This window comes from Streptomyces sp. NPDC002851 (assembly GCF_053591935.1).
Genome location: NZ_JBSFUT010000038.1, coordinates 65,180 through 83,044, shown reverse-complemented (window position 1 = coordinate 83,044; position 17,865 = coordinate 65,180). Strand labels below are relative to the sequence as shown.

General features: G+C 70.5%; 18 protein-coding genes, 1 pseudogene and 2 riboswitches. Of the genes and pseudogenes, 14 read left to right on the top strand and 5 right to left on the bottom strand.

Annotation, left to right across the window (positions count from 1 at the left end; genetic code table 11):
* The 3 genes and pseudogenes from ACWD10_RS31135 to gcvT all read right to left on the bottom strand — a co-directional run.
* Positions 1–458 (bottom strand): annotated as a pseudogene (locus tag ACWD10_RS31135) (serine hydroxymethyltransferase); the annotation flags it as partial.
* Between the two features lie 31 nt (positions 459–489).
* Positions 490–867, bottom strand: coding sequence for a glycine cleavage system protein GcvH (gene gcvH, locus ACWD10_RS31130; protein ID WP_451096982.1), 378 nt, complete (start codon positions 865–867; stop codon positions 490–492).
* 76 nt (positions 868–943) lie between these two features.
* A complete protein-coding gene (gcvT, locus tag ACWD10_RS31125; RefSeq protein WP_451096980.1) occupies positions 944–2,077 on the bottom strand; it encodes a glycine cleavage system aminomethyltransferase GcvT in 1,134 nt (377 codons plus the stop codon).
* A 35-nt stretch (positions 2,078–2,112) separates the two neighbouring features.
* A riboswitch (glycine riboswitch) is annotated at positions 2,113–2,238 on the bottom strand.
* Positions 2,239–2,334, bottom strand: a riboswitch (glycine riboswitch).
* Positions 2,335–2,467: 133 nt separating this feature from the next.
* Between gcvT and ACWD10_RS31120 the strand changes: the two genes are divergently transcribed.
* The 11 genes from ACWD10_RS31120 to ACWD10_RS31070 all read left to right on the top strand — a co-directional run bounded on the left by ACWD10_RS31120 (position 2,468) and on the right by ACWD10_RS31070 (position 14,400).
* Positions 2,468–3,154: an AAA family ATPase gene (locus tag ACWD10_RS31120; protein ID WP_451096978.1), complete on the top strand. Its 687-nt coding sequence runs from the start codon at positions 2,468–2,470 to the stop codon at positions 3,152–3,154.
* A 141-nt stretch (positions 3,155–3,295) separates the two neighbouring features.
* Positions 3,296–4,123: an enhanced serine sensitivity protein SseB gene (locus ACWD10_RS31115; RefSeq protein ID WP_451096976.1), complete on the top strand. Its 828-nt coding sequence runs from the start codon at positions 3,296–3,298 to the stop codon at positions 4,121–4,123.
* A gap of 127 nt (positions 4,124–4,250) precedes the next feature.
* On the top strand, positions 4,251–5,045 hold the full coding sequence (locus tag ACWD10_RS31110) for an enhanced serine sensitivity protein SseB C-terminal domain-containing protein (RefSeq protein ID WP_451096974.1): 795 nt from the start codon (positions 4,251–4,253) through the stop codon (positions 5,043–5,045).
* Positions 5,046–5,418: 373 nt separating this feature from the next.
* The gene (locus tag ACWD10_RS31105; protein ID WP_451096972.1) at positions 5,419–6,423 is read left to right on the top strand and encodes an ABC transporter permease; all 1,005 of its coding nucleotides are present in this window, start codon (positions 5,419–5,421) and stop codon (positions 6,421–6,423) included.
* A 101-nt stretch (positions 6,424–6,524) separates the two neighbouring features.
* Positions 6,525–8,279: an ABC transporter substrate-binding protein gene (locus tag ACWD10_RS31100; RefSeq protein WP_451096970.1), complete on the top strand. Its 1,755-nt coding sequence runs from the start codon at positions 6,525–6,527 to the stop codon at positions 8,277–8,279.
* A gap of 125 nt (positions 8,280–8,404) precedes the next feature.
* Entirely contained in the window at positions 8,405–9,406 is a 1,002-nt protein-coding gene (locus ACWD10_RS31095; RefSeq protein ID WP_451096968.1) for an ABC transporter permease, read from the top strand.
* Positions 9,403–10,506 (top strand): ABC transporter ATP-binding protein, encoded by a 1,104-nt coding sequence (locus ACWD10_RS31090; protein WP_451096966.1) that lies wholly within the window; start codon positions 9,403–9,405, stop codon positions 10,504–10,506. The genes ACWD10_RS31095 and ACWD10_RS31090 overlap by 4 nt, the downstream gene beginning before the upstream one ends.
* 29 nt (positions 10,507–10,535) lie before the next feature.
* Positions 10,536–11,654, top strand: coding sequence for an ABC transporter ATP-binding protein (locus ACWD10_RS31085; RefSeq protein ID WP_451096986.1), 1,119 nt, complete (start codon positions 10,536–10,538; stop codon positions 11,652–11,654).
* 140 nt (positions 11,655–11,794) lie between these two features.
* Positions 11,795–12,463 carry a trimeric intracellular cation channel family protein gene (locus tag ACWD10_RS31080; protein ID WP_451096964.1) on the top strand — a complete coding sequence of 223 codons (669 nt, stop codon included), beginning with the start codon at positions 11,795–11,797 and terminating at the stop codon, positions 12,461–12,463.
* A 63-nt stretch (positions 12,464–12,526) separates the two neighbouring features.
* On the top strand, positions 12,527–13,396 hold the full coding sequence (locus ACWD10_RS31075; protein ID WP_451096962.1) for a thioesterase family protein: 870 nt from the start codon (positions 12,527–12,529) through the stop codon (positions 13,394–13,396).
* A gap of 41 nt (positions 13,397–13,437) precedes the next feature.
* Complete coding sequence (locus ACWD10_RS31070; RefSeq protein WP_451096960.1) at positions 13,438–14,400, top strand: helix-turn-helix transcriptional regulator; 963 nt, start codon at positions 13,438–13,440, stop codon at positions 14,398–14,400.
* Positions 14,401–14,454: 54 nt separating this feature from the next.
* Here the strand turns inward: ACWD10_RS31070 and ACWD10_RS31065 are convergent, their stop codons facing one another.
* A complete protein-coding gene (locus ACWD10_RS31065; RefSeq protein ID WP_451096958.1) occupies positions 14,455–15,138 on the bottom strand; it encodes a TetR family transcriptional regulator in 684 nt (227 codons plus the stop codon).
* Between the two features lie 94 nt (positions 15,139–15,232).
* On the opposite strand from ACWD10_RS31065, the gene ACWD10_RS31060 reads away from it, so the two are divergent.
* Complete coding sequence (locus tag ACWD10_RS31060; RefSeq protein WP_451096956.1) at positions 15,233–15,391, top strand: hypothetical protein; 159 nt, start codon at positions 15,233–15,235, stop codon at positions 15,389–15,391.
* Positions 15,392–15,405: 14 nt separating this feature from the next.
* Positions 15,406–15,681 carry a DUF4190 domain-containing protein gene (locus tag ACWD10_RS31055; RefSeq protein ID WP_451096954.1) on the top strand — a complete coding sequence of 92 codons (276 nt, stop codon included), beginning with the start codon at positions 15,406–15,408 and terminating at the stop codon, positions 15,679–15,681.
* 7 nt (positions 15,682–15,688) lie between these two features.
* On the opposite strand, the gene ACWD10_RS31050 is transcribed toward ACWD10_RS31055, so the two are convergent.
* Positions 15,689–16,549 (bottom strand): alpha/beta fold hydrolase, encoded by an 861-nt coding sequence (locus ACWD10_RS31050; protein ID WP_451096984.1) that lies wholly within the window; start codon positions 16,547–16,549, stop codon positions 15,689–15,691.
* 125 nt (positions 16,550–16,674) lie between these two features.
* Between ACWD10_RS31050 and ACWD10_RS31045 the strand changes: the two genes are divergently transcribed.
* Positions 16,675–17,850 (top strand): cysteine desulfurase family protein, encoded by a 1,176-nt coding sequence (locus ACWD10_RS31045; protein WP_451096952.1) that lies wholly within the window; start codon positions 16,675–16,677, stop codon positions 17,848–17,850.
* Positions 17,851–17,865: the final 15 nt, after the last annotated feature.

Below are 17,865 nucleotides of genomic sequence, written 5' to 3'. Positions count from 1 at the left end.
TGGCCGGTCCGGTCGTCGACGTGGTAGGCGACGACGTTGTAGAGCTTGCCGGAGAAGTTGATCTTCATGCCGTGGGTCAGGTGCCCGCCGTGCGCGAGATTCAGACCCATGATCGTGTCGCCCGGCTTGAGCAGCGCGAACATCGCGGCCGCGTTCGCCTGCGCACCGGAGTGCGGCTGGACGTTGGCGGCCTCGGCGCCGAAGAGCTCCTTGATGCGGTCGATGGCGATCTGCTCGACCACGTCGACGTGCTCACAGCCGCCGTAGTAACGGCGGCCGGGGTAGCCCTCGGCGTACTTGTTGGTGAGGACCGAGCCCTGGGCCTCCATGACCGCGACCGGGGCGAAGTTCTCCGAGGCGATCATTTCGAGCGTGGACTGCTGGCGGTGCAGCTCGGCGTCGACAGCGGCGGCGACATCCGGGTCGAGCTCGTGCAGCGGGGTGTTGAGAAGCGACATGCGTTACGTCCTTAAGGGCGGCCTACGCGGCTCAGGAGCCGGAGAACTCGGTGTACTCGTCGGCGGAGAGCAGGTCCTTCGGCTCCTCCGAGACGCGGACCTTGAACAGCCAACCGCCCTCGAACGGGGCCGAGTTGACCAGGGACGGGTCGTTCACCACGTCCTCGTTGACCTCGGTGATCTCACCGGTCACCGGCGAGTACAGCTCGCTCACGGACTTGGTGGACTCCAGTTCGCCGCAGGTCTCGCCCGCGGTCACCGTCGCGCCGACCTCCGGCAGGTCGACGAAGACCACATCGCCGAGCGCGTTGGCCGCGTGCTCGGTGATGCCGACCGTCGAGACGCCGTCAGCGGCGGCCGACAGCCACTCGTGCTCCTTGCTGTAACGCAGTTCCTGGGGATTGCTCATGGCCTGAATTCTCCTGTACGCGGGGGAGTGGTGAGGAACCTGAGGACGGTGCGGCCGGGCGTGGCCGGACCGAGTGTCACTTCTGGCGCTTGTAGAACGGCAGCGCCACGACCTCGTACGGCTCGTGGGTACCGCGAATGTCGACGCCGACGCCCTTGACGCCGGGCTCGGCGTGCGCCGCGTCGACGTACGCCATGGCGATCGGCTTGCCGAGCGTCGGGGACGGGGCACCCGAGGTGACCTCGCCGACCGGGGCGCCCTCGGCGACCACGGCGTATCCGGCACGGGGCACCCGGCGGCCCTCGGCGATCAGGCCGACGAGCTTGCGCGGCGGGTTCTGCTCGGCCCGCTCGGCGGCCCGCTCCAGCGCCTCGCGGCCCACGAACTTCCCGTCGTTCGTGGTCTTCTCGAACTTGACGACCCGGCCGAGCCCCGCGTCGAACGGGGTCAGCGAGGTGGACAGCTCATGCCCGTACAGCGGCATGCCCGCCTCGAGGCGCAGCGTGTCCCGGCAGGAGAGCCCGCACGGCACCAGGCCGTACGACTGACCGGCCGCGGTCAGCGCCTGCCACACGGTCTCGGCGTGCTCCGGCTTCAGGAACAGCTCGAAGCCGTCCTCGCCGGTGTAGCCGGTGCGCGCGATCAGCGCCGGGACCCCGGCGACGGTGCCGGGCAGACCCGCGTAGTACTTCAGGCCGTCCAGGTCGGCGTCCGTGACCGCCTTGAGGATGGCGGGGGAGTCCGGGCCCTGTACCGCGAGCAGCGCGTAGGCCTCGCGGTCGTCGCGCACCTCGGCGTCGAAACCGGCGGCGCGCTCGGTCAGGGCGTCCAGGACGACCTGGGCGTTGGAGGCGTTGGCGACCACCATGTACTCGGCGTCCCCCAGCCGGTACACGATCAGGTCGTCGAGGATGCCGCCGTCCTCCTGGCAGATCATGGTGTAGCGGGCCCGGCCCGGCTTCACTCCGCCGATGTTGCCGACGAGGGCGTAGTCAAGGAGGTCCGCGGCCTGCGCGCCGGTGACGGTGATCTCACCCATGTGGGAGAGGTCGAAGAGCCCGGCCTTGGTGCGTACGGCGTTGTGCTCGTCGCGCTCACTGCCGTACCGCAGCGGCATGTCCCAGCCCGCGAAGTCGGTCATGGTCGCGCCGAGCGAACGATGCAGGGCATCGAGCGCGGTCTTGCGCGGGATGTGCGAAGAATCTGTCATGTGTCTGGCTCCCAGGGCATGACGGGTGAGGTCGTTCCTCCCCATCTGTCATAAACCTGAGAGGTTCGTCGCGCTGCGCTCCCCTGGAAGGACGGCGCGACTTGCACCTTGGGTGGGGCCGTACGGCGCAGTGCCGGGACGGGCCCGCTTTTCAGATCTGCCTCGCCCGCGCGGTATCGGGACCTGAGAGATTCAAGGGAGGGACTTGCTCCTTCGGCGCCCCAGTGCGTGACTGGGAGCTCTCCCGCGCGGATTCAAGCGGCCGGTATGCAGTTGGCGCGGACATCATTGCACGTCCCGTCTGTGTGGAAAGAGCTTGTGCCGCATTACCGGCTCTTTACACTCGGCGGTAAGGAGACAGTCACGCTGCGGAGGGGGAGGACGATCACGGTGCACGAGGCCGGCGCGTACGCAGGGGTGCCCACGACAGGCGTCGTGGTGCCGGGACAGCGGGAGGCCGACGCCCGCACTGCGGCAGCGGCCGCCGGAGCGGTCGGGCCGGTGCCCATCGTCCGTGACCTGCGCGGCCGTGCCGGGCGCACGCCCCGCAGGCTGCACTTCGGCGAGGGCGACATGGTCGTGGTCTCGGGGCTGCCGGGCAGCGGCAAGAGCACGCTGATCCAGCGGGCGGTGGCGGCCCCCCGCTTCGACTCCCAGGACGCCCGTGACCGCTGGGCCCGCCGACTGCCCCGGAAGCTGCCGTACGCGACGTACCGCCCCCTCGTCCGGCTCGCGCACTACGCGCACCTGCGGCGGGCGCTGCGCTCCGGCGCCAGCGTCGTCGTGCACGACTGCGGTACGCAGCGCTGGGTGCGCCGCTGGCTCGCCCGCGAGGCCCGGCGCCGCGGCCGCGTGCTGCACCTCCTGCTGCTCGACGTCGCGCCGCAGGTCGCGCTCGCGGGGCAGCGGGAGCGCGGGCGGCGGGTCTCCCGGTACGCCTTCGCCCGGCACCGCAGGGCGGTCGGACGGCTCGTCCGGGACGCGGAGCGCGGCCGTATCCCCGGGGGCTGCGGCTCGGCGGTGCTCCTGGACCGGGAGGCGGCGGGGGCCCTGGTGGGCGTCGACTTCGGGGAATGACGTCCGCCCGTCCGCCCGTCCGCCCGTCCGTCCGCCCGCCCCGTGAAGCGTGGCGGCTTGCGGAGTTAAGGTCGTGGGCGTCGCGGGTCAGCACCGCGAGCGGAAGCGCACAGAGGTACACAGGGGACGACGAGGACATTGATGGACATTCCGGTACAGGGGACTCCGGGCGGGCCCGACGGGCCGCACCCCGGATGGCCGGCCAACGAGCTGGAGGAGGTCCTCGCCGCCTCCGCCGCGGGCTCACCGGAAGCCGCGGCGCACGCTGCCCAGTCGGCGGGCCCGCGCATCGTGGAGGCCCTGGGGCGAGGCAAGGTCTGGGTGCCGCTGCCGAACGGCGGCGGCCCGGACAGCCCGAACCTGGACCTGCCCACCGTCACCATCGACGACCGGGCGTACGTCCCCGTCTTCAGCTCCGAGCAGCGCCTGCGGCAGATCGTCGGCGATCACATGAGCTTCACCGCGGCGCCCGCCGTGGAGTTCGCCCGCGGCCTGCCGCCGCTGCTCGGCATCGCAGTGAACCCGGACGCGGGCCCCGGCGCGGTCGGCACGCTGCTGCCGCCGCCCGCCGTCGCCGAGCTCTGCCGCTACGGGCGCACCCCGCTCGACGGCCCGGCCAGCGGCGGCCGCGTCCGGCTCTTCGAACCGGACTGGCAGGACGACCCGGTGGACTTCCTGGCCGTCACGAGCGAGGAGTTCGAGGCCACCGGCGTGGTGCTCAGCGCCCGCCGCTGCCTGGCCAGCATCGAGGGCGACAAGCCGGTGATGTTCGTCGGCGTCGAGCTCTCCCAATGGGAGGGCGCCGCCCGCAACCTCCCCATGGACGCCCTGGGCCGCGCGCTCGGCCGCGCCCCGGTGCCCTGGCCGGTCAACCTGGTCCTGCTTGACGTGGCCCAGGACCCGGTGGGCGCCTGGATGACCGAGAAGGTACGCCCCTTCTACCGCCGGGACCATCGCCAGGACCAATGAGTCGCGGCTCGGGCGGCCGGGCCGCATCCGCGTTCCGCCCGCCGCGCCATAAGCTGTTTCCCAGCCAACGCCCCACGACCGGGGGCGGATCGAGTACGGAACACCACGCCAAGGGGGCCGGTCTACGGTGAGTGCGTCGGGCACGGCTGCGGCCGGGAAGGTCGAGCACATGCTGCGCCAGGTGACGCCCGGGCGCTATGACGCGTACGAGGCGTTGCTCGGCGCCCTCGCCCAGGACCGCGTCTGGATGCTGCTCTGGCACGGCCAGGCCGGTTCCCCCGACGCGCAGTACGGGAACATGGAGGTCGACGGCTACGGCTACGCGCCCTGCGTGACCTCCGCGCAGGAGCTCGCCGCCTCCGGCTGGAACCGCGCCCACGAGGTCGTCCCCGGCCTCGACGTGGCCCGCACCCTATACCCGGACCACTACGGCCTCTGGCTCAATCCGCACGCCCCCGGCGGCGGCGTCGGTGTCCCCTGGCTCGACCTGCGCCGCATCGCCACGGGCCTGGACCGGCTGCCCGCCGGACCGCTGCGGATCTCCGAACCCACCATCGAGGTCCCGCAGTTCTACGCCCACCTCGCGCAGAACGCCCATCGCACCCCGGCCGTACGCGCGCTGCGCCGTGCCTGGGTGCAGCCGGCGCTCGGCACCCCGTATCTGGCGATCGGTCTCGACGTGTACGCCACCGATCCCGCCTCGGTGGACGCGGTGCGCGCGATGATGCAGCAGTCCGTCGCCACGGTGCCGGACGGGCTCGCGGTGTCGACGGTCGCGATGGCCGACGAGTTCGACCCGGTCGCCCTGTGGCTGCGGGCCAACGCCCGGCCGTTCTACGACCGTGAGGCCCACGGGGCGCCTGCGGCGCAGATCGGGGCAGGCGGGTACGGCTATCCGCCCGCGGCGCCCGGCGCGTACTGAAGGTAGTGAGGACCTTTCTCCAGGGGCCCGCGGCGAAGCCGCTGATGGATGCAGCGCCCCCTGGACCCCCGTGCCCAACTCCACCGTTTTAGGGGCAGTTTGGGGCCCCAGTCGTGAACCGCTGAAGCGATCAAGTTGTTCGCATAGCGGAAGCCTGCTGGCCACATCACGGTTGCGCATCCATTCACGGACAGGGCTGGCGGGTGATCGCGGCCACATTGAAGACTCCCCGCATGTACGGCCTTTCGGGCCTGTGTGCGAGCAGACCGACCAGTCGGCCAGTGCGTCGATGTCGCTCGCACCGTCTACGGAACCGCCGCTACAGCGGCAAGTGCGGGCCGGTCACCACCGGTTGAGAGGGGACCCTGCCACGATGACGGCGCCAATGCATGACACAGCCACGGACGCGGAGAAGGCCGCGCCCGTAGAGGGCGCAGCCGACGCCGCGGGCAAGAAGGTCGAAGGGCGTTCGCTCAAGCAGATCGCCTGGAACCGCCTCAAGCAGGACAAGGTGGCGCTCGCCGGAGCGGTCGTTGTCGTCGTGCTCGTCCTGGTCAGCGTCTTCGCGCCGCTCCTCGTGAGCCTCTTCGGACACCCCCCGAACCAGGGCCACTTGGACCAGCTGGAGGACATCACCAACCTGCCCAAGGGCGCCCTCGGCGGCATCAGCGGGGACTTCCTGTTCGGTGTCGAACCGAACACCGGCCGGGACGTGTTCAGCCGGATCGTCTACGGGGCCCGGGTCTCGATGCTGGTCGCCGTGCTCGCCGCCCTGGTCGCGGTGGCCCTCGGCACCCTGTTCGGGATCATCGCCGGTTTCTTCGGCGGCTGGGTGGACGCGCTGATCAGCCGGGTGATGGACGTCCTGCTCTCGTTCCCGCAGCTGCTCTTCATCATCGCCCTGGTCTCGGTGCTGCCGGACGATCTCTTCGGACTCACCGGCAGCGGGGTGCGGATCGCCACCCTCATCCTGGTCATCGGCCTGTTCGGCTGGCCGTACATCGGCCGGATCGTGCGCGGCCAGACGCTGTCGCTGCGCGAGCGGGAGTACGTCGAGGCGGCCCGCAGCCTGGGCGGCGGTTCCCGGCACATCCTGTTCAAGGAGCTGCTGCCCAACCTGGTGGCCCCCATCACCGTGTACACCACGCTGATGATCCCCACCAACATCCTCACCGAAGCGGCGCTGAGCTTCCTCGGCGCCGGTGTGCGACCGCCCACCGCCTCCTGGGGCGGCATGCTCCGGGACGCCCTCCAGGTGTACGAGCACGACCCGATGTTCATGGTCTTCCCGGGTCTGGCGATCTTCATCACCGTCCTTGCCTTCAACCTCTTCGGTGATGGGTTGCGCGACGCCCTGGACCCCAAGGGAACCCGCTGAACAGCCCTGACCGACCTGCCCCTGCCGTACCGTCAGGCGGCTCTTCCACATGGTTCTCCGGCACCAGAGCCAGGGACCGCGAATCTCGGAGGATGCGAGAAATGCCCACAGGTTTCACCAAACGAAGGCTCACCGCGGGCGCGGCCCTCGTGGTAGCGGCGCTGATGACCACCACCGCGTGCGGCGGCGGTGACGAGGAGACCAAGAAGGGCGCCGGTTACAACGCGGGCATCGGCAAGGTCGCCAACCCCTCGAAGAAGAAGGGCGGCACGCTCAAGTTCATCGCGAAGCAGCCGTTCGACTCCCTCGACCCGCAGCGCGCCTACTACGGCATGACGTGGGACGCGATGCGCTTCTTCACCCGCCAGCTGGTCACGTACGACACCAAGCCCGGCGAGGCGTCCAACAAGCTGGTCCCGGACCTGGCCACGGACAACGCCAAGATCACTGACGACGGCAAGACCTACACGTACACCCTGCGCGACGGGCTCACCTGGGAGGACGGCTCCAAGCTGACTTCCAAGGACATCAAGTACGGCATCGAGCGCGCCTGGGCCACCAAGGTGATCACCGGCGGCCCGGCGTATCTGAAGAGCGTGCTCGACCCCGAGGGCAAGTACAAGGGCCCCTACGAGGACGACTCCGAAGAGGGCCTGAAGGCGATCGAGACGCCCGACGACAAGACCATCATCTTCCACCTCCCGGAGCCCAACAGCGACTTCGAGAACATGCTGGCCATGCCGTCCGGCTCGCCGGTGAAGAAGGAGAAGGACACCAAGGCGAAGTACGCCAACGAGCCCTTCTCGAACGGCCCGTACAAGTTCCAGTCCTACCGCCCGGGCAAGAGCGCCGTCCTGGTTCGCAACAAGCACTGGAACAAGGAGTCGGACCCGATCCGCCCGGCCCTGCCCGACAAGATCACGGTCGCCTTCTCCCCGAACAAGGAGGAGAACGACAAGAAGCTGATCGCGGGCGAGTACGACCTCGACATGAACGGCACGGGCATGACCCAGTCGGGTCGCATCACGGCCATGCAGGACCACAAGGACAACGTTGACAACATGCAGACGGACTTCATCCGTTATGTCGCCCTGGTGACGGCCGCCAAGCCGCTCGACGACGTCCACTGCCGCAAGGCGGTCTTCTACGCCACCGACTTCGCGGCGCTGCAGAAGGTCCGCGGCGGCAAGCTCGCGGCCGGTGACATCGCGGTGAGCCCGCTGCCCAAGGCCATCCCCGGCTCGGACCCGGAGTACGACCCGTACGGCATTCTGGAGCGCAAGGGCAAGCCGGACGCCGCCAAGGCCAAGGCGGAGCTGAAGGAGTGCGGCAAGCCGAACGGCTTCTCCACCAAGGTCACCGCGCGGAACGACAACCCGGGTGAGAAGGAGGCCGCCACGCAGCTGCAGGAGAGCCTCGGCAAGGTCGGTATCAAGCTCCAGGTCGACACCATCATCGGCTCCGAGTCGCCGAGCATCACCGGCTCCCCCTCGGTGGTCAAGAGTCGCGGCTACGGCATGATCATGAGCGGCTGGGGCCCGGACTTCCCGTCCGGCCAGGGCTTCGGCCAGCCGCTGTGGGACAGCCGCTTCATCTACGAGAACGGCAACTACAACGAGTCCGAGATCAAGGACAAGACGATCGACAAGCTCTTCGACGACGCCATCGCAGCGGACAGCCCGGAGAAGGCCGCCGAGATCTACAAGGGCATGAGCCACCGCGTGATCGACCAGGCCTACTGGATGCCGTTCCTGCAGGAGAAGAACATCACCTGGCGCAGCTCGCGGCTGACCAACGTCTATTCCTCCGCCGCCTACAGCGGCCGCTACGACTACGTCACGCTCGGCGTGAAGTAATCGTCACCGGCCCGCTGGCCCGTCCACTCTCGCCGAACCCCGCCAGTCCGAAGGGCAGGTGATGGCCCCGGTCGGCGGCCGGAACTCCGCAACCCGGAATTCCGGCCGCCGGCGGGCCGCGCACAGTGCTTGCTTATCTCATCCGGCGCCTGGGCGCCGTCATCGTGATGGTGCTTGTCGTGCTGCTCACGACGTTCACCATCTTCTACATGCTGCCCAAGTGGGCGGGGCAGGACCTTGCCGTGCTCTTCGCGGGCAAGAACTCCGGCGCCGAGCAACTCGAGGGAATCCGGGAGAAGCTGGGCCTGAACGACCCGCTCCTCGTGCAGTTCGCGGAGTTCGTCAAGGGCATCCCGTTCGGCCGGGACTTCGGCAGCGGCAACAGCGTGACCCACTGCCCGTCGCCGTGCCTCGGCTACTCCTTCCGTACCGAGGCCCCGGTGTGGGAGACCATCAAGGACGCCCTGCCGGTGACCGCCGCGATGGCCGGTGGCGCCGCGATCCTGTGGCTGTTCGGCGGTGTCGCCGTCGGTGTCATCTCGGCGCTCAAGCGCGGTTCGATCTGGGACCGTTCCGCGATGGTGGCCGCGCTCTCCGGCGTCTCGATGCCGATCTTCTTCACCGGCATGATCGCCATGGGCATCTTCGTGCACAGCCTCGGCTGGGTGCACATCGACGACAGCCTCACCACCAACGACTCCTTCGGCACCTGGGTGGAGACCCTGATCCTGCCCTGGATCGTGCTCGCCTTCCTCCAGGCCGCGATGTACGCCCGGCTCACCCGGGCCACCATGCTGGAGGTGCTCGGCGAGGACTACATCCGCACCGCCCGGGCCAAGGGCGTGAAGGAGCCCGTGGTCATCCGGCGGCACGCGCTGCGTTCCACCATGACCCCGATCCTCACCGTCTTCGGCCTGGACCTGGGCATCCTGATGGGCGGTGCCGTCCTCACCGAGACGACCTTCAACCTGCCGGGGCTCGGCCGTGAGGCGGTGCAGGCGATCGACGGCAAGGACCTGCCGATGATCCTCGGTGTGACGCTGTGCATGTCGCTCGCCATCACCCTGGCCAACCTCGTCGTTGACCTGATGTACGCCGTGATCGACCCGCGAGTGAGGCTCGGATGACCGACCTGAACAAGACCGGCGCCGCACTCGGAGAACCCGAGTCCACGGGCGCGTCGGCCGCCCCCACCGCCTTCCTCGAAGTGCGCGATCTGAAGGTGCACTTCCCCACCGACGACGGCCTGGTCAAGTCCGTCGACGGGCTCAGCTTCAAGCTGGAGAAGGGCAAGACCCTCGGCATCGTCGGCGAGTCCGGCTCCGGCAAGTCCGTCACCTCGCTCGGCATCATGGGCCTGCACACGGCGGGCCAGTACGGCAAGCGCAAGGCCCAGCTCTCCGGCGAAATCTGGCTGGACGGCCAGGAGTTGCTCACCGCCGATCCGCAAGAGGTACGTCGCCTGCGCGGCCGCGAGATGTCGATGATCTTCCAGGATCCGCTCTCCGCGCTGCACCCGTACTACACGATCGGCAAGCAGATCGTGGAGGCGTACCGCGTCCACCACGACGTGGACAAGAAGACCGCGCGCAAGCGGGCCATCGAGATGCTCGACCGGGTCGGCATCCCGCAGCCCGACAAGCGGGTCGACTCCTACCCGCACGAGTTCTCCGGCGGCATGCGCCAACGCGCCATGATCGCGATGTCGCTCGTGAACAACCCCGACCTGCTCATCGCGGACGAGCCGACCACGGCGCTCGACGTGACCGTGCAGGCGCAGATCCTCGACCTGATCCGGGACCTCCAGAAGGAGTTCGGCTCGGCCGTCATCGTCATCACCCACGACCTGGGCGTGGTCGCCGAGCTCGCCGACGACATCCTGGTGATGTACGGCGGCCGCTGCGTCGAGCGCGGATCCGCGGAGAAGGTCTTCTACGAACCGCAACACCCCTACACCTGGGGCCTGTTGGGCTCGATGCCGCGCATCGACAAGGAGCAGACCGACCGCCTGATCCCGGTCAAGGGCTCCCCGCCCTCGTTGATCAACATCCCGTCCGGCTGCGCCTTCAACCCGCGCTGCCCGTACGCCGATCTGCCCAAGGGCAATGTCACCCGCACCGTCCGCCCGGAGCTGGCCGAGACCGGGTCCGGGCACTGGAGCGCCTGCCACCTCTCGCAGGAGCAGCGGGAACGTATCTGGACCGAAGAGATTGCGCCCAAGCTGTGAGCGAAGACAAGCAGGACAAGGCTGTGACCATCCCCGCGAAAGACGGCTCGGCGGGCTCGGCGGCCCTTGCCGAGGACCCGGCACCGGGCGAGACGCTGCTCAGGGTCACCGGGCTCCAGAAGCACTTCCCGGTCCGCAAGGGCGTGCTCAAGCGCCAGGTCGCCTCGGTCAAGGCCGTCGACGGCATCGACTTCGACGTGCGCTCGGGTGAAACCCTCGGCGTGGTGGGCGAGTCGGGCTGCGGCAAGTCCACCATGGGCCGCCTGATCACCCGGCTGCTCGAACCCACCGCCGGGCAGGTCGAGTTCGAGGGCCGCGACATCACGCACCTGGGCGTGCGCGCGATGCGTCCGATGCGCCGCGACGTCCAGATGATCTTCCAGGACCCGTACTCGTCGCTGAATCCGCGGCATACGGTCGGCACCATCGTCTCGACGCCGTTCAAGCTTCAGGGCGTCACGCCGGAGGGCGGGGTCAGGAAGGAGGTGCAGCGCCTCCTCGAGGTGGTCGGCCTCAACCCCGAGCACTACAACCGCTATCCGCACGAATTCTCCGGCGGCCAGCGCCAGCGCATCGGCATCGCACGGGCGTTGGCCCTGCGCCCCAAGCTGGTGGTCGCGGACGAGCCGGTCTCGGCCCTGGACGTCTCCATCCAGGCCCAGGTGGTCAACCTCCTGGACGACCTGCAGGACGAGCTCGGACTGACGTACCTGATCATCGCCCACGACCTCTCGGTGATCCGCCATGTCTCGGACCGGATCGCGGTGATGTACCTCGGCAAGATCGTCGAGCTGGCCGACCGCAAGTCGCTCTACGACACCCCGATGCACCCGTACACCCGGGCCCTGCTCTCCGCGGTCCCGGTCCCGGACCCGAAGCGCCGCGCCGCCAAGACCAACGGCAACGGCCGCATCCTGCTCCGCGGGGACGTGCCGTCCCCCCTGTCCCCGCCGCCCGGCTGCCGCTTCCACACGCGCTGCTGGAAGGCGACGGAGATCTGCAGGACGGCGGAGCCGCCGCTGACGGCCCTCCGGACCGGGCACCAGGTGGCCTGCCACCATCCGGAGAACTTCGCGGATCAGCAGCCCGGGGACACGAAGCTGCTTGCGTCGACGGAGGACGTCATAAAGAGCCCCTCCGGCGATTGAGGAGCGGGGGTCCGGGGGCAAGGCCCCCCACGCGGCGTTAGCCGCATATCGGCACAGCCGGGAAGGGGCGGGGCTGGGGAAAAGGCGCCGCGGGCCCGCCCACGCCGAGCCCGGCCCCCGCCACCCGGCACAATCAGTCCGTGTTCCAGGACCTCACGGATCTCTTCACCCCCTCCATCCAGCACGCCCTCGACCTCGCCGGCATCTTCGTCTTCGCGATCTCCGGCGCCCTCCTCGCCGTCCGCAAGAACTTCGACGTCTTCGGGATCGCCGTGCTCGCGATGGCCACCGCGCTCGGTGGCGGCATCTTCCGGGACGTGATGATCGGTGCGGTCCCGCCCGCCGCCTTCACGGACCTCGGCTACTTCGTGACCCCGCTGATCGCCGCGGCCTTGGTGGTCTTCCTGCACCCCGAGGTGGAGCGGATCAACGGCGCCGTCAGCGTCTTCGACGCCGCGGGCCTCGGCCTCTTCTGTGTGGTGGGCACGATCAAGGCGTACGAGTACGGGCTCGGGCTCACCGCGTCGGCCGCTCTGGGTCTCGCGACCGCGGTCGGCGGCGGGGTGCTCCGCGACGTCCTGGCCAATGAGGTGCCGTCGCTGCTGCGCTGGGACCGCGACCTGTACGCGGTCCCGGCCATGGTGGGCGCCGGTTCCGTGGCGCTCTGCATCAGCTTCGACGTCCTGAACTCGGTGACCAGCACCCTCGCCGCCGCCCTCGCCTTCGTGCTCCGGCTGCTCGCCCTCCGGTTCCGCTGGCGGGCCCCGCGCGCCTGGAACCGCAGGGTGACGGTGGCGGAGGAGCCGTGAGAGCGGGCAGGGCCGTCGCGAGAAAGCTACCGCTTAGTAGTTTCGTGTTGTACGGTGCTGCGCATGAATCAGGGCAGTGCGACGGCGGCCCCCGCCGCGATCGGTGACAGCGAATTCGACCGCGACACCGCGGTGACCTTGCGCGAGCCCGGCGTGTACGACGCCGAGCTCTCCGCGGGCTGGACCATCATCAACGCGGTCAACGGCGGCTATCTCCTCGCCGTGCTCGGCCGGGCGCTCGGCGCGGCGCTGCCGCACTCCGACCCGTTCACGGTCTCCGCGCACTACCTGACCGCCTCGCAGCCCGGCCCCGCGGTCATCCGTACCGACGTGATCCGTACCGGACGGACCCTCTCCACCGGCACCGCGTCGCTCGTCCAGCGCGACGAGGACGGGCAGGAGGTCGAACGCATCCGGGTGCTCGCCACGTACGGCGCGCTCGACGACCTCACCGACGAGATCCGTACGACGGCCGAGCCCCCGGCCATCCCGCCCGTCGAGCAGTGCTTCGGCCCGCAGGACGCCCCGGCCGACGGGCCGCCGGTGCCCGGCAGCTCCGCGATCGCCGACCGGCTCTGGCTGAAACTCGACCCCGCGACCCTCGGCTGGGCGCTCGGGCAGCCGTCCGGCAACGGCGAGATGCGCGCCTGGTTCGGGCTCGCCGACGGCCGCGACCACGACCCGCTGTCCCTGCTCCTCGCCGTGGACGCACTGCCGCCCACCGCCTTCGAGCTGGGCCTGAAGGGCTGGGTACCCACGGTCGAACTGACCGTGCACGTCCGGCGCAGGCCCGCACCCGGCCCCCTGCGCGTGGCGATCAGCACACGCAACCTCGCGGGTGGCTTCCTGGAGGAGGACGCCGAGGTCTGGGACAGCGCGGACCGCCTGGTGGCCCAGTCACGGCAGTTGGCGCGGGCGCCGCGCACGCGGTAGGGCCGGTTCGACGGCCGGACCGGGGACGGCATCCTGAACCCGTGAAGTCCGACCGGCTGCTCTCCATCCTCCTGCTGCTCCAGACCCGCGGACGCGTCCCCGCCCATGAGCTCGCCGAGCGCCTCGAGGTCTCCGTACGCACCATTTACCGCGACGTCGAGGCGCTGTCCGCGACCGGCGTGCCGGTCTACGCCGAGCGCGGGCGGCACGGCGGCATCGCGCTGCTCCCCGGATTCCGTACGGATGTCACGGGCCTGACGGCCGACGAGTCGCGGGCCCTGTTCATCCTGGCGGCCGAGGGCGCGCACGCCGCCCTCGGGCTCGACGCCGCGCTCGGCTCGGCCCTGCGCAAGGTGATGGCCGCGCTGCCCGAACCGCACCGGCCCGCCGCCGAGTTGACGTCCCGCCGCGTCCTGGTCGACCCGGTGCGCTGGCTCAGCGGCCCGCGCCAGGCGGTCGACGCCCTGGACGTCCTCCAGGACGCGGTGTTCAGCGACCGCCGCCTGGCGCTGCGCTACCGGCACAGCGGGCAGCGGGAGGTGCGCCGCTACACCGTGGACCCGTACGGCCTGGTCCTGAAAGCGGGCGTCTGGTACCTGATCGCCGACCATCGCGGCGCCCCGCGCCTGTTCCGCGCGGACCGCGTCGACACGGCGACGGTGACGGAGGACCCGGTACGGCGCCGCCCGGGCGTCGAACTGGCCGATGCGTGGGAGGTGTTGCGCCGCCGCGTGGAGGACCGCTCGGGCGCGGTCATGGTGACGGCCCGGGTGCGGGCGCGGTGGCTGGACATGTTCGTACGGATGAATGGGGCGTTTCTGGTGGCGGATCCGGAACCGGAACGCGATGGAGGATGGGCCAGGGTCCGCCTCGCCTTCGGCGACGTCCGCGAAGTGCGCCAACTGCTCTCCCTGGCGGACCGGGTGGAGGTCCTGGACCCGCCTGAAGCCAGAGCGGAACTGGCCCGGGCGGCGCAGGCGATCACCGAGCTGTACCGGGACTGAGGAGACTGCTGTACCGGGACTGAGGAGGCCGAGGAGGCCGAGCTCCGTCGCGAACTACGCCTCGTCCAGCCAGTGCTCCCGCCCCACCGCCACCAGCCGCAGCCTGCGCCGCGCGACCTGTGCCGCCTCCTCGGCGCCCTCGGGCCCCGCCTCCAGGAAGTCCGCCGCCGTCATCACCATGTGCCCGACGTACACCCCGCCCAGCATCCGCAGATCCTCCTGGCTCCAGCCCGCCGACGCCGGTTCCCCGGCGAGCGCCGCCGCCACTTCCTCGGCGAACCGGCGCAGTTGGGCCGCGATGGCCTCGCGTACCGGCGCGACGCCGCCGTACCGCTCGCGCACGATGAAGCGGAAGTGCCCCGGCTGCTCCCGTACCTGACGGGCGATCACCTCGACGGTGCGGGCCACCCGCTCCTCGCTGTCCCCGGTCTCCGCGAGGATCGCGCCGACCACGCCGTGCAGGCTGCCCAGGGTCTCCTCGACGAGCGCGACCCCGAGGTCCGCCATGTCCGCGAAGTGCCGGTAGAAGGCGGCCGGTGAGATGCCCACGGCCCGGGTCACCTCGCGCAGCCCGAGGCTGCTCAGGCTCTGCCGCTCCAGAAGTTCCAGGCTCGCGGCGAGCAGCGCCTGGCGGGTCCTCAGCTTCTGCGCCTGACGGGCGCCCACGGCTTCGGGGGCGGGTGCGGCGGGTGCGGCGGGTGCGGCGGGGGCGCAGGCTTCGGCGGCGGTGTGACTCATGACATTCAGTAAACAACCGTTTTCTGAAATGCGGGAGCGGAGTGCGGGTTTAGACTGAGGAGTCAGTGAACAGTCGTACGCTGAAGGGGCTCTCGTGATCGTCCTGGTTGCCGCACTTCTCCTCCTAGGTGTCGTGCTCGGCGCCGTCGCTCAGCTCCCGCTCGCCGCCTCCTTCGTGGCCGCCGCGGTCATCGGCGGCTGGCTGACCGCCTTCGCCGTGCGGGAACACCTCGCCCACCACCGTTCGAAGTGAGTGCCGTGACTGCCATGCTCAGCGCATCCCGTACCGCCAAGGCGTCCTCGGGCGCGGTCCGTTCGAGCGACGGCGCGGCCGTCGCCTCCTTCGTCCTCGGCCTCGTCGGCCTCCTGGTCCTGAACGTCATCCTGGGGCCGCTCGCCATCGCGCTCGCCTGCGTCGCGCTGCGCGGCGGCACCGCCCGCCGGGGCCGCGCCCTCCTCGGGCTCGGCCTCGGCGTGGCCGACCTGGCGGTGCTCGCCGCCCTGGTCACGGCGAACGGCGCGGTGGCCTGGCACATCGGCTGACGGGCCGCTACGCCTTGGCGGCGAAGAACCGCATCAGCTCCGCCGTCAGCTCGGCCGGTGCGTCCTCCTGGACGAGATGGCCCGCGCCCTCGAACAGCCGCAGCTCGGCGCCGGGCACCGCCGCGGCCAGCTCGTGGGCCTTCGCCACCGGGATCCAGGTGTCCTCGATGCCCCAGCAGACCAGGACGGGCAGCTCCAACTCGCCGTACTTGCCCTGGATTTCATCGGTGTACCGCTGGTCGTTCTGGCTGATCTGCCGATAGAACGAGGCTTGGCCCTCGTCCGTGCACCACGGCGCGGTGAACCGGTCCAGCGTCTCCGGGTGCAGGCCGCGGTGGCTGCCCGAGCTCAGATACGCGCGTACCACGGCCTCGTGCAGCGGGGCCGGGAGGCGCCCGAAGACCTCGGCGTGCTCGCCGAGCAGGCGGTACGTCGGTGAGCCCCACGGCGCGAGCGCCACCGGGTCGACCAGGGCGAGGCGCCGGTAGCGCGCCCCGTGCAGCAGATGGGCGCGCAGCGCGACGCAGCCGCCGAAGTCATGGGCCACGACGACGGGTTCGGCGGCGGGGTCGGTGTCCGGGCCGTTCAGGCCCCAGTGGTCGAGGAGTTCGGCGAACAGCTTCCCCTGGGCGCGCAGCGAGACGTCCTGCCCGTCGCGCATCTCCGACTGCCCGTAGCCGGGCAGATCCCAGACGAACACCCGATGGTCCCGCGCGAGCGCCCGGGCGATATCGCGCCAGACGTACGACGAGAACGGGGTGCCGTGGACGAGGACCACGGGCGGCAGGTCCGGTGCGCCGAGCTCGGCCCAGCGGACCTCGCCGGCGGAGCTGGGGAACGTGCGGTCAAGGATCCAGTCCGGTGCCATGTCCTGTTCCTGTTCCTGTGCCATGTCTTCTCGCGCCATGTCCTGTGTCATGACCGTAACTCTAGTAGCTCCTTACATCGGTGTCTGGTCATTTCCCCTACTGCGGCTCGTAGAATCGACGCACCATGGCCTACCTAGACCACGCCGCGACGACCCCGATGCTCCCGGAAGCCGTCGAGGTGATGACCGCCCAGCTCACCGCCGTCGGTAATGCCTCTTCGCTGCATGCCGCGGGGCGGCGGGCCCGGCGCACCGTCGAGGAGGCCCGCGAGACCCTCGCCGAGGCGCTCGGCGCCCGGCCCAGCGAGGTCGTCCTCACCTCCGGCGGCACCGAGGCGGACAACCTCGCCGTGAAGGGGCTCTACTGGTCCCGGCGCGACGCCGACCCGGCCCGCACGAGGGTGCTCACCAGCCCCGTGGAGCACCACGCCGTCCTGGACGTGGTGCACTGGCTGGGCGAGCACGAGGGCGCAACCGTCGAGTACTTGCCCGTCGACGCGTACGGCCGGGTGCACCCGGAGGCGCTGCGCGAGGCCATCGCCCGCAACCCCGATGACGTCGCCCTGGCCACCGTGATGTGGGCCAACAACGAGATCGGCACCGTCATGCCGGTCCGCGAACTGGCGGAGGTGGCCGCGGAGTTCGGCATTCCGCTGCATGCCGACGCGGTGCAGGCCGTGGGTCAGCTCCCGGTCGACTTCGCGGACTCCGGGCTCGCCGCGCTCTCCGTCAGCGGCCACAAGATCGGCGGCCCGTACGGCATCGGCGCGCTGCTGCTCGGCCGTGAGTACACCCCGGTGCCGGTGCTTCACGGCGGCGGCCAGGAGCGGCAGGTCCGTTCCGGGACCCTCGCCGTGCCCGCGACCGCCGCGTTCGCGGTGGCCGCGCGGATCGCCGCCGAGCGCCGCGAGTGGTTCGCGCGGGAGATCGGCGGCCTGCGGGACGCGCTCGTCACGGCGGTGCGTACGGCCGTCCCGGACGCGATCCTCGGCGGCGACCCGGAGCTCGACCCGGCCCACCGCCTCCCGGCGAACGCCCACTTCACGTTCCCCGGCTGCGAGGGCGACTCGCTGCTTCTCCTGCTCGACGCGCAGGGCATCGAGTGCTCCACCGGCTCGGCCTGCACCGCGGGCGTGGCCCAGCCGAGCCACGTCCTGCTCGCCACCGGCACCGACCCGGACCTGGCCCGCGGCACGCTCCGCTTCTCGCTCGGCCATACGTCGACGAAGGCGGACGTCGACGCGGTGGCCGCGGCGATCGGCCCGGCGGTGGAGCGGGCCCAGTCGGCGGGCCTGAGCTGACCTGGCCCTGTCTCC

Coding starts and splice junctions, on each gene's coding strand:
- ACWD10_RS31105 (WP_451096972.1), top strand. CDS start 5,419: ATGACGGCGCCAATGCATGACACAGCCACGGACGCGGAGAAGGCCGCG.
- ACWD10_RS31055 (WP_451096954.1), top strand. CDS start 15,406: ATGCTCAGCGCATCCCGTACCGCCAAGGCGTCCTCGGGCGCGGTCCGT.
- ACWD10_RS31045 (WP_451096952.1), top strand. CDS start 16,675: ATGGCCTACCTAGACCACGCCGCGACGACCCCGATGCTCCCGGAAGCC.
- gcvH (WP_451096982.1), bottom strand. CDS start 867: ATGAGCAATCCCCAGGAACTGCGTTACAGCAAGGAGCACGAGTGGCTG.
- ACWD10_RS31115 (WP_451096976.1), top strand. CDS start 3,296: ATGGACATTCCGGTACAGGGGACTCCGGGCGGGCCCGACGGGCCGCAC.
- ACWD10_RS31075 (WP_451096962.1), top strand. CDS start 12,527: ATGAATCAGGGCAGTGCGACGGCGGCCCCCGCCGCGATCGGTGACAGC.
- ACWD10_RS31090 (WP_451096966.1), top strand. CDS start 9,403: ATGACCGACCTGAACAAGACCGGCGCCGCACTCGGAGAACCCGAGTCC.
- ACWD10_RS31050 (WP_451096984.1), bottom strand. CDS start 16,549: ATGGCACCGGACTGGATCCTTGACCGCACGTTCCCCAGCTCCGCCGGC.
- gcvT (WP_451096980.1), bottom strand. CDS start 2,077: ATGACAGATTCTTCGCACATCCCGCGCAAGACCGCGCTCGATGCCCTG.
- ACWD10_RS31100 (WP_451096970.1), top strand. CDS start 6,525: ATGCCCACAGGTTTCACCAAACGAAGGCTCACCGCGGGCGCGGCCCTC.
- ACWD10_RS31065 (WP_451096958.1), bottom strand. CDS start 15,138: ATGAGTCACACCGCCGCCGAAGCCTGCGCCCCCGCCGCACCCGCCGCA.